Here is a 15,475-nt window from a genome sequence, read left to right as displayed (position 1 = left end):
TCCGAAGAAAAGGAGAAGTTATGAAAGGAAATTCAAGCAAATTTCTGGCACTGCTGCTGTCGGCGTCCATGATCATGAGCCCGACTGCCAGCGTATTAGCAGATACGCAGGAAAAAGCAGCACAGACAGAAAGCAGCGCAGCCGCAGAGGAAGCGCCGCAGAGCGAAGAAACAGCAGAGACGGCAGAACCGGAAACAACACCGGCAGAAACCGAGAGCAGTGAAAGCACTGCAGAGACTCCGGCAGAAGAGCCGACGGAAACACCGGCCGCGCCTGCAGAGGATCAGACAGCGGCAGGATCTGACGAGACCGAGACACCATCCGCAGATGAGGATGCTTCGGAAGATACTGCAGAGGACACTGCAAAAGACGGTGAAGAGACTGCCGATACCACAGAAAAAGAGCCGGAAGCAGCAGATGAGACTTCCCAAGATGCTGAAAAAGAAACACCGGCAAAAGAAGAAACCAAAGATGCTGTAAAAGAGAATACCAGTCCGGCGGCAGAACAGCCGAAAACGGAAGTAAAAGAAACAACCAAAAATGAGGCATCCAATACAGCCGAGGAGAAAGAAACAAAAGCAGCGGAAGCAGCAAAACCGGCAGATGGTGAGTATGAGACTTCTGCAGAAGCAACCGGAAGCATGTTCCGTGTGATTTCTTCCAGACTCATCGTAAAAGATGGAAAACTGAAAGCATCCATTCTGCTGAGTGGAACCGGCTATGATTACCTGTATACGGGAACAGCAGCAGAAGCTGCCGCAGCAGATGAAAAGAGCTGGATTGCTCCGACAGGAAGCGAAACCTATACGGATACGAAGACCGGTGCAGAAAAGACCGGATATCGTTTTGAAATTCCGGTGGAAGAGCTTGACAAACAGATGGATGTTGCCGTTCGCTCAGCCAAGAAAAAAACATGGGCTGATAAAACCGTTACGATCCACAGCACCGATGCAATCCCGACGGTAACACCGGAACCAACCGAGACTCCAAGCGAAAATCCAGGTGAGGATTCCTCGAATAAGCCAGCCAGTGTAGAAGCACCGGTTACCAAAGAGGACGGCAGCGTATTCAAAATGTTCGTCATCTCCGAGGCAACAATGATCAACAAGGGCGATAAACTCGTTCTTACACTGAAAACAAACAACGTATCATTTGATAAACTGTATCTTGGAAAGAACGATGACCTTGCAAAAACACCGGCTATCCAGGGAATGCAGGAAGCAAACGGCGGTTATTCCTTTACATTTGAAGTAGATGCGGACAAAGCCGGCACAACCGTTCCGATCGTTCTTGGAAAGAAAGACGGAACCTGGTACACCAAACAGCAGCTTTATCTTGCAGTTCCGGGAAGCAAAACACCGGAAGTAACTCCGATACCGGAGCCGACCGAGACTCCGGTCCCGACTGCAACCCCGACTCCGAGTGAGACTCCGGTTCCAACCGCAACTCCAACTCCGGAACCGGCGAAAGTAGAAAACGGTATCTACAGCGGAACCGCGGAGACCGGCGCAGCTATGTTCAAAGTAGTCGGCGTAGAGCTGACCGTAAAAGACGGCGACATGAAAGCACGCATCACGTTAAGTGGTGTTGCCTACGATTATCTGTACATGGGAACACCGGAAGAGGCAGCTGCCACAGACAAGAGTGCATGGATTGCAGGCGTCGGCACCGTTGATTACACAACAGCAGACGGCGAGACGAAAACAGGAATGCAGTATGATATTCCGGTAGCAGCACTCGATCAGGCACTTGTTGTTTCTTCCCATTCTGCAAAACGGGATAAATGGTATGCAAGAACCATTACTATTGCATCTTCCAGTCTGAAAAAGACCGCAGATCTTCCGGCAGATGAGACCAATAAAGTAGCAGATGGTATTTACAGTGCAGAGGCAACAACTAATGCAGCAATGTTCAAGGTAGTCGGCGTAAAACTGACCGCGAAAAACGGAAAAATGACAGCAGTTATCACCTTAAGCGGAAGCGGCTATGATTATCTGTATATGGGAACCGGAAAAGATGCGGCAGCAGAGAGCGGCGCATGGATCGCTTCCACCGGAAAAGTGGACTACACCTTAGACGGTGAAACCAAAACCGGAATGCAGTTTGAAATCCCGGTAGAGGCACTTGATCAGGAATTTGCTGTAGCAGCTCATGCAGTAAAGAGCGGCAAATGGTACGACAGAGCCATCACGATTGCATCTTCCAGCCTGAAAAAGACCGGAGACCTTCCGTCGGATGACAACAAGGGCGATACTCCGAAACCAACCATCGTTCCGACCAAGACCCCAACCGTATCTCCATCTGAGACACCGGTTGTAAAACCGACCAGCACCCCGACTCCGGCACCGACCCAGAAACCGGCCGATACCAAACCGGAGCAGGAATCCAAATATGAGTCTGACTTAAGCGGCGGCACATCCAAAGTAGACAGTGCAACCACACTGGCAGACGGCGTTTACACACCAGACGGATTCTCCTTCTCCGGCGGATCCGGAAAGGTAACCATCTCCTGCAGCAAGATTACTGTAACGAACGGACAGGCTTATGCAACGATCGCATTCAGCAGTCCGTACTACGGATATGTAAAAGCAAACGGAAATAAATACATGGCAAATGTCAGCGGCGGAAGCAGCATCTTCACCATTCCGGTTGAGCTGAACAAGAACAATACCATCATCGGTATGACCACCAGAATGTCCGTTGCCCATGAGATTTCCTACAACATCTTCATCTCCCTGGCAGCAGCAAAGAAGGGCGGCAGCACTTCTTTCAGCACAGGATTTGTAAAAGCAGACGGAACAACCTCCACGATCAGCACCGATAACTCCAAGCTGGATACCACCGCTCCAGAGATCATGGGACTGGAATACAAAGCAGAGACAAAACTTGCTTACGCAGAGTACTTCAAGATGTATCATTACGACGAAGGCATCACCCTGCTGGAGATCGATATGACAAAAGATACCGAGCGTGATCCGGAGAAACAGACCGAGGACGACAAGAAAGCAGAAGATACCGATACCGCAGCAGCAGAGAATACCGCAGCAGCAACCGACGAGGAAGAAGCGGCAGCAGCATCCGATTCCAAAAAAACCAGCACTGAGAAAGCGAAAGATCTGACCGAAAAGACAAAAGAGCTGTACGAAGGCAATGTTGTCAAATATCTGATCGTTCCGAAAGATGTTGAGATTCCGGCAGGACTGGACAAAGATATGATTGTGATCCAGCTTCCGGTTGAGAAAACATACGTAGCATCTGAGGATGCCCTGAAACTTCTCGACGAGCAGTTAGACGCAGCAGAGAGCATCAAAGCAGTCGGCATGGAGCAGAAAGACTGCCAGATCGAAAACATTGCAAAAGCAATGGAAGATAAAAAAATCTCCTTCGACGGAGCATTCGATGATCTGGACTACAAAGCTCTGGTAAAAGACGAAATCGACTTTGCAATTCTTCCGTCTGAGTTCCTTCCGGGAAATGCAAAAGATGAGGAAGATGCTGATGCAGCCGACGAGACCGCAGATACCAAATCTGAGGATCAGAAGGACGATAAAGACGATAAGACAACGGATGAGAAAGCAGACGAAGACAAGACTCCGGAAGAACTTCTGAAAGAGGAAAATGAGCGTCTGTCCGACACCGCAGAACGTCTGGCAACCCTGACCATTCCGATGCTGGTTGACCGTTCCGCAGATGAGAAGACCGATCTTGCGAAAGCAGAGTGGCTGAAAGTCTACGGCGTGATCTTCGGATGCGAGGATCAGGCAAACGAGCTGTTCCAGCAGATGGTAAAGGCAGAAGAGAATAAATAAGTACAATAATTTGCAGCAAAAAATGAGAAAGGGCTGCTGCCGTATGGCAGCGGCTTTTTCTTTCAGAAAGGAATATCAAATGACAGGAAAAAACGAAAGAAAGCTGAAAAAATGGGCCGCACTTTTTCTTGCAGCAGCGATGTCACTGACGGCCTGCGGCAGCACCGCATCAACGGGAAGCAGCACATCGTCCGCGTCGGGCACTTCGGCAGTTTCTGAGAGCAGCACATCCACAGCATCCGCAGCAGACGTTTCCGAAAGCCAGACGGAGAGCACATCCGTCTCGGAAAGTACAGCTGAAAGTGAAAGCACCTCCGAAGCCACTGCTGAGAGCAGCACCTCCGGGAGTGATACCGCATCCGCGGATGGTTTCGCAACGACAGACGATGTCAGCGACGCACCGGACATCACCGGAATCACCATCGAGAGCCAGATGGTCCTGAATTACGCCGAGTGCTTTAACGTATACTACTGCACAGACGGCTATAAACTGATCGATGTCAAAGACGGCGCGCAGTATCTGCTCGTCCCGGACGGAAAAGAGGCGCCGGATGACCTCGATTCCGACGTAATTGTAATCCATCAGCCGCTGGAACGCATCTACATGGCAGCAACCTCTCCGATGGCGCTGTTCGATGCCATCGACTCCCTCGATACGATTCGTCTCTCCGGTGAAACCGCAGACAACTGGTACGTACAGGATGCCGTTGACGCGATGAATGCCGGAACGATGATCTTCGCCGGAAAATACAGTGAGCCGGATTACGAACTTCTGGTCAGTGAGAACTGTGATCTGGCCATTGAATCCACGATGATCCTCCATTCCCCGAAGGTACAGGAGATGATCGAGATGCTCGATATTCCGGTCTTCATCGACCGTTCCAGCTACGAATCCCAGCCTCTTGGCAGAACCGAATGGATCAAACTCTACGGTGCCATGCTGGACAAAGAGGAGGAGGCAGCCGACTTCTTTGCAAATCAGGCAAGTGTTGTGGAAAATCTGAAGGATTTCCAGAATACCGAAAAAACGGTCGCTTTCTTCTATATTAATACGAGCGGAGCTGCCGTTGTGCGGAACCCGGAGGACTATATTTCCAACATGATCGAGCTTGGCGGTGCGCGCAACGCCTTCCGTGATCTCCAGGACGACAGCGGAAAAACATCCGTGCCGATCACGATGGAGCAGTTCTACGATACGGCCGAAGATGCGGACTATCTGATCTACAACGCAAGCATCGATTCCACCGTCAAAACCCTGGACGACCTGCTGGCAAAGGATTCCATGTTTGCCGATTACAAAGCAGTCAAAGAGGGCAACGTCTGGACAACCGAGAAATCCATGTATCAGGCAACCGATAAAATTGCACAGTTTACCAACGACATTAACCTTCTGGTAACGGGCGGCGATCCGGATCAGATGGTATTCTTAAGAAAATTATCCTGATGGAGGAACGTATGTCAGAGAAAAAAAATATGACAGGAAAAGAGAACAGTTTCCATATGGAAAACTTCCGGCGCCGTTCGCGGTATGCCGCTGTGTTCCTGGTGCTGATTCTGGCGTTCGCCGCCATCACCGTGCTGAATATCAATTCCGGAAACGTAAATATTTCGATTCCGGAAATTTTCCGGATTCTGCTGCGGCGGACCGGAGAGGGGAAAGCGTACAATATTATCTGGAAAATCCGCCTTCCGCGTATTCTGATGGCGGCAATCCTGGGCGGTGCTCTGTCCCTGTCGGGCTTCCTTTTACAGACTTTCTTTGAAAACCCGATTGCCGGTCCGTTTGTTCTTGGAATTTCCTCGGGAGCCAAAATGGTCGTGGCGCTGACCATGATCTTTTATCTGGAGCGGGCGCGCAATATCACATCTTACACGATGATTGTTGCAGCATTCTTAGGATCCCTTCTCTCCGTCGGCTTCATTCTGCTGATGTCCCGGCGGATCAAAAATATGGCAGGACTTCTCGTCGGCGGTATTATGATCGGTTACATCTGCTCGGCGGTCACGGATTTTGTTGTCACCTTCGCGGAGGATTCCGATATCGTCAACCTCCACGGCTGGTCACAGGGAAGCTTCTCCGGCATGAGCTGGAGCAACGTAGCGATCTCTGCGGCTGTGATCGGCATCACCTTTGTCATCACGTTCCTGATGGCAAAACCGATCGGTGCATATCAGCTCGGTGAGGCGTATGCGCAGAGCATGGGTGTCAACATCAAAGTATTCCGCATCGCGCTGATTCTGCTTTCGAGTATTCTCTCCGCATGCGTCACCGCATTTGCCGGTCCGATTTCGTTTGTCGGCATTGCCGTCCCGTTCCTCGTTAAACAGAGCCTCGGCACATCGCGTCCGCTCGTCGTAATCCCGGGAACGTTCCTCGGCGGAGCCGTCTTCTGTATGATGTGCGACCTGATCGCGCGTATGGCGTTTGCACCGCTGGAGCTGTCCATCAGTACGGTCACATCGATCTTTGGTGCGCCGGTCGTCATTTTCATGATGCTGCGCCGGAAAAGGGGGTAAGAGAATATGAATGAATATTATTTTCATCTGGACCACCTGACGGTCGGCTATGATAAGAAGCCGCTGATCAAAGATATCTGCATCGGCATCGAAAAAGGCGAGATCGTTACGCTGATCGGACCGAACGGTTCCGGTAAATCAACGATTCTGAAAAGCATCACCCGCCAGTTAAAGCTGGTCGGCGGAAATGTGGAGTTTGACGGGAAAAACCTGCATGAGCTTTCGTTCCGCGAGTTGTCCACGAAGATGGCCGTTGTGCTGACGGAGCGCATGAAGCCGGAGCTGATGACCTGCCACGATATTGTGGCAACGGGCCGCTATCCGTACACCGGACGGCTCGGCATGCTGACCCGCGAGGATGAGGAGAAGGTCGAGAAGGCGATGCGCGCCGTTCATGCCGAAGAGCTCGGCGGCCGCGATTTCAACGCCATCAGCGACGGCCAGCGCCAGAGAGTGCTTCTTGCGCGTGCGATCTGTCAGGAGCCGGAGGTCATCATCCTCGACGAGCCAACTTCTTTCCTCGATATCCGCCACAAGCTGGAACTGCTCGCGATTCTGCGCCGCATGGCAAAGGAGAAGGGCATCACCGTCATCATGTCGCTGCATGAGATCGATCTGGCACAGAAAATTTCAGATAAGATCATCTGCGTCAAGGGCGATGCTATTTCCCATTTCGGCGCACCGGAGACAATTTTCCGCGAGGATATCATCCGCGAACTATACGAGATTGACAATGGTTCGTTTGACCCGTGCTTCGGAAGCATCGAGCTGCCGCGGCCGGAGGGAACACCGCGCGTCTTTGTCCTCGCAGGCGGCGGAACGGGAATCCCGGTGTTCCGGAAACTGCAGAAGGAAAATGTCCCGTTTGCGGCAGGCGTCCTGTATACGAACGATATCGATTACCAGCTCGCCCGCATTCTGGCGATGGAGACGGTAACCGAAGCACCGTTCCAGGAGATCAGCGACGAGGCATTTGCCCGCGCCTGCGAGCTGATGAAGAGCTGTGAACGTGTCATCGACACCGGCGTCCCGGTGGGCATGTGCAACCGCCGGATCGAAGAGCTGAGGGCAGAAGCAAAGCGGCTTGGAAAGCTGGCAGAGTAAAACAAAGAAAAATCCAATCAAAATCTCCTGTCTGGGAACGAAACAATCGTTTTCCGAACAGGAGATTTTCTTTTTGCAGCCATTGTAAAAACAGCAAAAGAACACGAAAAATGTAATATTAAATTGTACGAAAAATTCACACAATTCAAGTCAAAAACCAACAGAGATTGACACTTAAAAAGTCAAGTGCTTTATAAAATCTTTTGGCGAAATAACGGTTTTCTCTGTTATGACCAAAACACGCGTTCTGATTTCGCAAGATTTAAACACATGCTTTCCACACCGTTTTTCGTGGATAATGTGGATAACTCGGTGTATAACTTGTTTTTAGGCATGTTTTCGGTGGTTAACTATGTGGATAACTTGTGGACGGGATGTTTATAAAATTGGCCCGTGTGGGAAAAAACCGGTTTCTTTGTGCAATTTCGACAAAAAGAGGTTTTAAAGTTTTACACGACTGACATGAAAGGTTTTTCAGATTTCAGAAACTACGGAAAAACAGAAAAAAGCAGGCAGTTCTCCGTACAATACGAAGAATGCCTGCTTTTGCCGTATTCTATTCGAAAGAAGCCATCAGTGGCTGATCAGATATTTCTCTACCGAAGTCACACAGTTCGCGCCGTCGGCGGCTGCCGTGATGATCTGACGGAGCTGCTTCGTGCGGACATCGCCTGCGGCGAACACGCCCGGCACGCTCGTCACACCGTCTTCGCCGGCTTTGATGTAGCCAGCCTCATCGGTTTCTACGATGCCTGCGATCAGTGCGGAGACCGGAACGATGCCGACGGCAATAAACACGCCGTCTACCGTGATCACACCGGCTTCCCCTGCCTTTTTGTTCGTTACCTTCACGCCGGACACCATCTCGTTTCCTTCGATGGAATCCACAACCGTATCCCACACCATTTCCACATTCGGCAGTGCCAGCAGTGCATCCTGGAGAACACCGGCTGCCCGCAGTTCATCGCGGCGGTGGATCACGTAAACCTTTTTGCACGTTCTGGCAAGGAAAATCGCATCCTCCACGGCGACATCGCCGCCGCCGATAACGGCAACGGTTTTGTCTTTGAAAAATGCGCCGTCACACGTTGCACAGTAAGAGACGCCCATGCCGGAGAGCTCCTTTTCACCAGGTACATTTAACGCGCGGTGCTCCGCACCGGTTGCAAGAATGACCGTTTTGGCATGATACTCATTTTTTCTCGTGCGGACAATCTTGATCTCTTCGTCAAGAACAAGCTCCTTCACACGCTCACGGGAAAATTCCGCGCCCATTTTTTCAGCGTGTGCGCGCAGCGTGCTTCCGAGATCCATGCCGCTGATGCCCGGAAGGCCGGGATAGTTGTCTACTTCATAGGTATTCAGCACCTGGCCGCCGCTTGCAAAGTTTGCCTCAATCGTAAGAGAGGAGAGCTTTGCGCGTTTCGCATAAATCGCGGCAGAAAGACCCGCCGGGCCGGAGCCGATGATGATAACGTCGTATAAGTTTTCCATAAAAATCCTCGTTTTCGTCTGTAGTAAGCTGCCATGCAGCCATTTTTCTGAAAGTATCGTTACGGAGCCGGTGTTTCGGACGGTTCCTGACTGTCGGAAACGGAAGATGAATCTTCCGCGGAAGTTTTTTTGGCTTCTTCTTCCGGCGCTTCCGGCTGGTTGTGAACCACCTTGATGCTGCGTACCAGCTTCAGATCGTTGTCGATGCCGATTTCAGTGTAGTCCAGCTTTTCGTCATCACTATAGAATGTGTAGAGTGTCAGGTTACTATCCTCTTTTTCCGTTTTTTCTGATTTGGCATCCCCTGCCTTCGCCAGAAAATCGCTCTCGGAAGTGCCGAGCGTGATGCCGTTTGTGATTGAAATCGGAATCTTTGTCGTATCGAGATCGCCGTACAGCGAAGTAACAAAACAGTTGCGTACTGTCGTCGCCTCCGCGCCGTAATTATGTACGGTGCAGTAAAGCTTCTGACCGCCCTTTTCCAGCGTGACGTAGCCGTATTTTCCGTTTAAAACGGCCGTATCGGACTCTTTCGTATTGACGGTCCAGTCGTGGTCCAGAAGTTCACTGACCGGAACGGGAAGATGATAGAGTACATCGTCAAAGCGGACGGTCCAGTCGTTGATTTTACTGCTGTCGGCTTCCGGTGCCTGGTAGGCCTCCACTTCCGGTGTTGTGGCATCGCTGACACCATCGAGCGCTTCTGCATCAGCCGTGGTCGTAAAGTTCTGCATATCGAGGGAATACAGAATTCCCGTTTCGTTATCGAAGCCGAGCGTGATCGTCTGGTACAGCCCGTATTCATATGTGAACTGCACAGAGGTATCGGCCTCATAACGGTCCTTTGGCGCACCGTAGATGCTTTCCACATCCTCCATCAGCGACTGCTGCAGGGTGACGCCGTTCGGCAGGCCGACATAGATATTCTGACCCTCAGCGGTCGAGGTATCGATGTGAATGCCTCCGATCAGGCATTCCGCCACTGGCTTTGCCGTGGTGTCCGGATTGGCAATATCGACGGTAATCTGGTTTCCGTCCTTTTCAAAGCTTTCGCCCTCTGAGAAGGATTCCGGCTGGATTTCCTTTGTGTCGTCGCCGCTGTAGACCCAGCCAAGCGCTGTAAAATCCGCGTAGGATTCCGGAACTTCGTATGTATCGCCCCAGATGGCAAGCTGAAAACTGTTCAGGTTCTTCGAGAGATCCACATCGTATTCCGGAATCTCATCGGAATCGCCGGAGGCCGCCAGATTGTCTTTGGGGTCGTCATCGTCGGTACTCTGACTGATGGTTGTGATCGGAATCGTTTCTGTTTTCTTTCCGCAGCCGCTCGTTCCCACGAGGAAAGCGGCAAATACTGCTGTTAAAACCCAACGGTATTTTTTCATCAAAACCTCCTCATAATAAATGGTTAAAAATATTTGAGAGTTACTTCATGTAAGTAACGATATCAGTTCCCCCTATTCTATCACATTCCGCTTCGTTTTCCAATGTCTGAAGCGGATTTGAGAAAAATGGTTTTTCAAAAGCGCGGTACGGAATACATATTTAGTAAGGAACTGGAAAGGGCAGAAGTCTGGGAGGAGGCTGTGTATGCGTTTTACAAAAATGCAGGGCTGCGGAAATGATTATATCTATGTAAATGCCATGGAGGAGCGGGTGGAGAGTCCGGGACGGCTGGCAAAAGCGGTAAGTGACCGCCATTTCGGCATCGGCGCGGACGGGCTGATTCTGATCGGGGCATCCAAAACAGCAGATTTTTCGATGGAAATGTACAACGCCGACGGCTCGAAGGGCGCGATGTGCGGCAACGGCATCCGCTGTGTGGGAAAATACGTGTACGAGCATGGGCTGACGAGAAAAACGACGCTGACTATCGAAACCGGCAGCGGAAACCGTGTGATTCATCTGCAGACGGGGGAGAATCCGAATAAGATCTGTCAGGTGACAGTGGAGATGGGAACGCCGGAATTCCGCGCCGCACAGATCCCCGTTGTTTCTCTGGGGGAATATGTGCTGGAGCATAAAATTACCGTGTGCGGGGAAAATTATACGATGACCTGCCTTTCGATGGGAAATCCGCATGCGGTGATTCCGGTGGAAGATGTGGAAAAAATATCCATTGCAAAGACCGGTTCCGCTTTTGAACACCTTTCCTGCTTCCCGGACCGTATCAATACAGAGTTTATCCAGACTTTAGATCAACACACAATAAAAATGAGAGTCTGGGAACGTGGGAGCGGTGAAACGCTGTCCTGCGGAACGGGAGCGTGTGCGGCAGCCGTCGCGGCGATGCTTTCCGGCTGTGTTTCGGAGGGAGAAACTGCCGTAGAACTGCGCGGCGGCAGGCTTTTCGTTACATGGGACCGGACGAAAAATAAGGTCCTTCTGACCGGCCCGGCCGAGACCGTTTTTGAAGGAACGCTTGCAGAACGAATTTGAAAAATGCAGATTTCTGTCTGCACGAAAGAGCAGTATGCAATATTCTGAAAATAAAAACTTACAGGAAATGCCTTTTCTTTTCAAAAGAAACATGCTACAATATGTGGTGCCCGCTACAAGAAAAGGGTGGGGGACACACAAGATATAGTGTTTGAATTGGAGGACACCACAATGGTTTATATTATCAAAAAGGACGGCACCAAAGAAGAATTCGACGCGCAGAAGATCGTCCGTGCCGTAAATAAATCCGCACAGAGAATCCTGTATACCTTCTCACAGCAGGAGATTGACTTTATCTGTAAGTTCGCAACCGAGCACGTATATTCCCTTGGAAAGACCGAAATTCCGATCAGCGATATGCACAATATCGTGGAGGGAGCACTCGAAAAAGTAAACCCGGCTGTGGCAAAAAGCTACCGCGATTACCGCAATTACAAAACTGATTTTATCCATATGATGGACGAGGTCTACACGAAGAGCCAGTCCATCCGCTACATCGGCGACAAGAGCAATGCCAACACCGACAGCGCCCTCGTTGCAACGAAGCGAAGCCTGATTTTCAACGAGCTGAACAAAGAGCTGTACCGCAAGTTCTTCATGAACCGCAACGAGCTGCAGGCCTGTAAGGACGGTTACATCTACATCCACGACCAGTCCGCACGTCTCGATACCATGAACTGCTGTCTGTTCGATGTCGGAAACGTTTTAAAAGGCGGTTTCGAGATGGGAAATGTCTGGTACAACGAGCCGAAGACACTCGACACCGCATTTGATGTCATGGGCGATATCGTCCTCAGCACCGCTGCACAGCAGTACGGCGGCTTTACCGTGCCGGAGGTGGACAAGATCCTTGCTCCGTACGCACAGAAGAGCTACGATTACTACGTAAAAGAGTTCCTGAAATATACCGACGCATCCTGGGAGGGTGCACAGGAGAAAGCCATCGAGTATGCGATCGACAAAGTAAGAAGAGAGTGCGATCAGGGATGGCAGGGAATTGAGTATAAACTGAACACTGTTGGATCTTCCCGCGGTGATTATCCGTTCGTTACCGTGACCCTCGGCCTTGGAACGAGCATGTTCGAGAAGATGATTTCCATCTCCCTTCTTGAGGTCCACAAAAACGGACAGGGCAAGAAAGGCCACAAAAAGCCGGTGCTCTTCCCGAAAATCGTCTTCTTATATGACAAGGCAATTCACGGAGAGGGCGGCATCGCAGAAGATGTCTTTGAGGCAGGACTTGACTGTTCCTCTAAAACCATGTATCCGGACTGGCTGTCGATGAGCGGCGAGGGCTACATCGCCGAGATGTACAAGAAATACAAGAGAGTCATCAGCCCGATGGGATGCCGTGCTTTCCTTAGCCCGTGGTACGAGCGCGGAGGCATGGAGCCGGCAGATGAGAACGACAAACCGGTCTTTGTCGGACGTTTCAACATCGGAGCCGTTTCCCTTCATCTTCCGATGATCCTGGCAAAATCCCGTTCCGAGAACCGCGATTTCCACGAAGTGCTTGATTTCTACCTCGAGATGATCCGCGATCTGCACAAACGGACCTACGATTACCTCGGCGAGATGCGTGCATCCACGAACCCGCTGGCTTACTGTGAGGGAGGTTTCTACGGCGGCCACTTAAAACCGTCCGACAAGATCCGCCCGCTGTTAAAGCCGATGACCGCATCGTTCGGTATCACGGCGCTGAACGAGCTGCAGGAGCTGTACAACGGAAAATCTCTTGTTGAGGACGGACAGTTCGCACTTGACACGCTGAAATATATCAACGACAAGGTTGCCGAGTTTAAGAAAGAGGACGGCATCCTCTATGCGATCTACGGCACACCGGCAGAATCCCTGTGCGGCCTGCAGATAGAGCAGTTCCGCAAACAGTACGGCATCGTCCGCAACGTTTCGGACCGCCCGTATGTGAGCAACAGTTTCCACTGCCACGTAACCGAGGACATTACCCCGATCCAGAAACAGGATCTCGAGGGACGTTTCTGGGAGCTCTGCAACGGCGGAAAAATCCAGTACGTGCGCTATCCGGTCGGCTACAACAAAGGCGCGATCAAGACACTGATCGAGCGTGCGATGGAGCTTGGCTACTACGAGGGCGTCAACCTGTCCCTGGCTTACTGCGATGACTGCGGCCACCAGGAACTCGACATGGATGTCTGCCCGGTCTGCGGTTCCAAGAACCTGACAAAGATCGACCGTATGAACGGCTATCTTTCCTACAGCCGTGTCCATGGCGACACACGTCTGAATGAAGCAAAGATGGCGGAAATTGCAGAGAGAAAATCGATGTAAAATCATTGCGATATTTGTAATACGATAAAAGAACGAAATCCCCTGCGGGAAATCCATTCGGTTTGGATTTTCCGCAGGGGATTTTATAGTTCGGCAATTATTCTTCGATATCGCGGGTGATGTTGCGTACCCAGACGTATTTTTTATAATGAAGATAAACCGCAGGCAGTTTCACGATCTCATCGAGGTTTACGATACAGTAGACAACCATGACCGGCAGCTTCAGCCAGAACGCGGCGAGGAAACCAAGCGGTACGGAAAAGCACCACATCGCGCCGATATTTCCCTGCATATCGAATTTCGCATCGCCGCCGGCACAGAAGATGCCGTCGAGAACGGTGGTGTTGACCGACTGTGCCATCAAGTTCAGACCGCAGAAGAGAAGCATGTACTGCAGATATTCTGCCGCGGTATCGGTAAGCGGAGCGAAGTGGACGATTGCAGGAGAGATCAACATCAGAAGACCGCCGGTCACAACGCCGATGGCAATTGCAAGATGCGTCAGGCGGCCGCCGTATTCGCGTGCTTTCTCGAGTTCATCTGCACCGAGCAGGTTTCCGATCAGAACACCGGCACCGCCGCTCACACCGCGGATCAGGCAGGAGAGGAGGCTCTTTGCAATCGAGGTAATCGAGTTTGCTGCAACAGCATCGCTTCCCATGTGGCCCATGATAACGGAGTACAGAACGTAGGCAATTCCCCAGACGAGGGAGGCCGCAAGCACGGGAAGCGTGTAGCGCCAGAAGTCTTCTGAAAGTATTTTCCCTGCGGAAGAGAAGAGGCGGTTCCAGAGAATCCGTACACGCTCCGGTTTCTTTGTCTCGAGATAAGCCCAGATCAGTTCCACAACGCGGGCAGCTACCGTTGCATAAGCTGCTCCGCGGATCCCAAGTGCCGGAGCACCGCAAAGACCGTAGATGAGGATGGCATTTAAAATGATGTTCAGTACAACCGCAGTGGAACTGATGCGGGAGCTGACTGCTGCATGACCGGTGTTTTTCAGCAGGATCAGATAGACCTGCGAAATACCGCAGAGTACGTAGGAGAGTGCAACAGCGCGTAAATACTGGCTTCCGCTTGCAACCAGGGCCGCATCATTTGTAAAGATGCGCATCAGCATTTCGGGACAGAAACCGGCAAGGATGGTAAACAGGCCGGAGAACAGCAGGTTGGTGCGAAGTGCGATCGGAATCACTTTTTCGATCGAAGCGGCATCCTGTTTCCCCCAGTACTGCGCTGCCATAATACCGGCGCCCGCCGCGATGCCTGAGATAAAAAGGCTCAAAACAAACTGCACCTGTCCGGCCAGTGAAACAGCAGACAACGAAGTCTGATCAATCCAGCCCAGCATGATCGCATCCGTTGCGCTGACGAGAGCCAGCATAAAATTCTGGATCGCAATCGGAAGGACGAGGAGTTTTAGTTTCTGGTAAAATTCATCCTTAAAATTCATTCGTGTTTTCATAAAAATTCCCCCAAAGTATAAATAGTAGTTTTTGCTGTATTATAGCGGAAAGGAAATGGGAAAACAATGGCTAAAACAAGCTATTTTCTGGTCATTTTTGACATTCCCTGTATAATATAGAAGAAAAAGAACTTTTCCGGTGCCCGTGTCCGGTACGCCGGAAAGCGGAGAAGAAGTTTGATCAGAAAATCAGGTTTCCTTCAGCAGAAACTCCAGGATTTCTGCTATCAGAATAAATATGCCGGCAGCGGCTGTCTTTATAAAATCCAGAAATCCATGCAGGAGCTGGAGAAGCTTTTGAAAAAGAAAGATAAGAAACGGAAGTAGGTTCGGCTGCCAT

General features: G+C 50.9%; 10 protein-coding genes. 7 read left to right on the top strand and 3 right to left on the bottom strand.

The annotated features are described in order from the left end of the window. Positions 1–20: 20 nt before the first annotated feature. The 4 genes from DWX32_RS15050 to DWX32_RS15035 all read left to right on the top strand — a co-directional run bounded on the left by DWX32_RS15050 (position 21) and on the right by DWX32_RS15035 (position 7,430). Positions 21–3,809: a hypothetical protein gene (locus DWX32_RS15050; protein WP_118660461.1), complete on the top strand. Its 3,789-nt coding sequence runs from the start codon at positions 21–23 to the stop codon at positions 3,807–3,809. 79 nt (positions 3,810–3,888) lie between these two features. After that, entirely contained in the window at positions 3,889–5,253 is a 1,365-nt protein-coding gene (locus tag DWX32_RS15045) for an ABC transporter substrate-binding protein (protein ID WP_243037604.1), read from the top strand. Between the two features lie 11 nt (positions 5,254–5,264). Continuing rightward, on the top strand, positions 5,265–6,326 hold the full coding sequence (locus DWX32_RS15040) for a FecCD family ABC transporter permease (RefSeq protein ID WP_242991167.1): 1,062 nt from the start codon (positions 5,265–5,267) through the stop codon (positions 6,324–6,326). 6 nt (positions 6,327–6,332) lie between these two features. After that, the gene (locus DWX32_RS15035) at positions 6,333–7,430 is read left to right on the top strand and encodes an ABC transporter ATP-binding protein (protein ID WP_055220215.1); all 1,098 of its coding nucleotides are present in this window, start codon (positions 6,333–6,335) and stop codon (positions 7,428–7,430) included. 573 nt (positions 7,431–8,003) lie between these two features. On the opposite strand, the gene trxB is transcribed toward DWX32_RS15035, so the two are convergent. Both trxB and DWX32_RS15025 read right to left on the bottom strand, forming a co-directional pair. Beyond that, positions 8,004–8,924, bottom strand: coding sequence for a thioredoxin-disulfide reductase (trxB, locus tag DWX32_RS15030; RefSeq protein WP_117510103.1), 921 nt, complete (start codon positions 8,922–8,924; stop codon positions 8,004–8,006). A gap of 59 nt (positions 8,925–8,983) precedes the next feature. Then, positions 8,984–10,309, bottom strand: a complete 1,326-nt coding sequence (locus DWX32_RS15025; protein ID WP_117801548.1) for a hypothetical protein — start codon at positions 10,307–10,309, stop codon at positions 8,984–8,986. Positions 10,310–10,514: 205 nt separating this feature from the next. Here DWX32_RS15025 and dapF point away from each other — a divergent pair, with 205 nt between their 5' ends. Continuing rightward, on the top strand, positions 10,515–11,363 hold the full coding sequence (gene dapF / locus DWX32_RS15020) for a diaminopimelate epimerase (RefSeq protein ID WP_117805222.1): 849 nt from the start codon (positions 10,515–10,517) through the stop codon (positions 11,361–11,363). 171 nt (positions 11,364–11,534) lie between these two features. Continuing rightward, positions 11,535–13,670, top strand: a complete 2,136-nt coding sequence (gene nrdD, locus DWX32_RS15015; RefSeq protein ID WP_022461695.1) for an anaerobic ribonucleoside-triphosphate reductase — start codon at positions 11,535–11,537, stop codon at positions 13,668–13,670. A 97-nt stretch (positions 13,671–13,767) separates the two neighbouring features. Here the strand turns inward: nrdD and DWX32_RS15010 are convergent, their stop codons facing one another. Further along, positions 13,768–15,135: an MATE family efflux transporter gene (locus DWX32_RS15010; RefSeq protein WP_117510099.1), complete on the bottom strand. Its 1,368-nt coding sequence runs from the start codon at positions 15,133–15,135 to the stop codon at positions 13,768–13,770. A gap of 177 nt (positions 15,136–15,312) precedes the next feature. Here DWX32_RS15010 and DWX32_RS19710 point away from each other — a divergent pair, with 177 nt between their 5' ends. Continuing rightward, positions 15,313–15,462, top strand: coding sequence for a hypothetical protein (locus DWX32_RS19710; RefSeq protein ID WP_156327623.1), 150 nt, complete (start codon positions 15,313–15,315; stop codon positions 15,460–15,462). The last annotated feature ends 13 nt before the right edge of the window (positions 15,463–15,475 follow it).

This window comes from Blautia sp. AF19-13LB, assembly GCF_003479105.1.
Lineage (GTDB): Bacteria > Bacillota > Clostridia > Lachnospirales > Lachnospiraceae > Fusicatenibacter > Fusicatenibacter saccharivorans.
This window is presented reverse-complemented; position numbering and strand designations above follow the sequence as displayed.

What these genes read in the sequence shown, in the direction of transcription:
- DWX32_RS15050 (WP_118660461.1), top strand. Translation starts at nt 21, where the DNA reads ATGAAAGGAAATTCAAGCAAATTTCTGGCACTGCTGCTGTCGGCGTCC.
- DWX32_RS15045 (WP_243037604.1), top strand. Translation starts at nt 3,889, where the DNA reads ATGACAGGAAAAAACGAAAGAAAGCTGAAAAAATGGGCCGCACTTTTT.
- DWX32_RS15040 (WP_242991167.1), top strand. Translation starts at nt 5,265, where the DNA reads ATGTCAGAGAAAAAAAATATGACAGGAAAAGAGAACAGTTTCCATATG.
- DWX32_RS15035 (WP_055220215.1), top strand. Translation starts at nt 6,333, where the DNA reads ATGAATGAATATTATTTTCATCTGGACCACCTGACGGTCGGCTATGAT.
- trxB (WP_117510103.1), bottom strand. Translation starts at nt 8,924, where the DNA reads ATGGAAAACTTATACGACGTTATCATCATCGGCTCCGGCCCGGCGGGT.
- DWX32_RS15025 (WP_117801548.1), bottom strand. Translation starts at nt 10,309, where the DNA reads ATGAAAAAATACCGTTGGGTTTTAACAGCAGTATTTGCCGCTTTCCTC.
- dapF (WP_117805222.1), top strand. Translation starts at nt 10,515, where the DNA reads ATGCGTTTTACAAAAATGCAGGGCTGCGGAAATGATTATATCTATGTA.
- nrdD (WP_022461695.1), top strand. Translation starts at nt 11,535, where the DNA reads ATGGTTTATATTATCAAAAAGGACGGCACCAAAGAAGAATTCGACGCG.
- DWX32_RS15010 (WP_117510099.1), bottom strand. Translation starts at nt 15,135, where the DNA reads ATGAAAACACGAATGAATTTTAAGGATGAATTTTACCAGAAACTAAAA.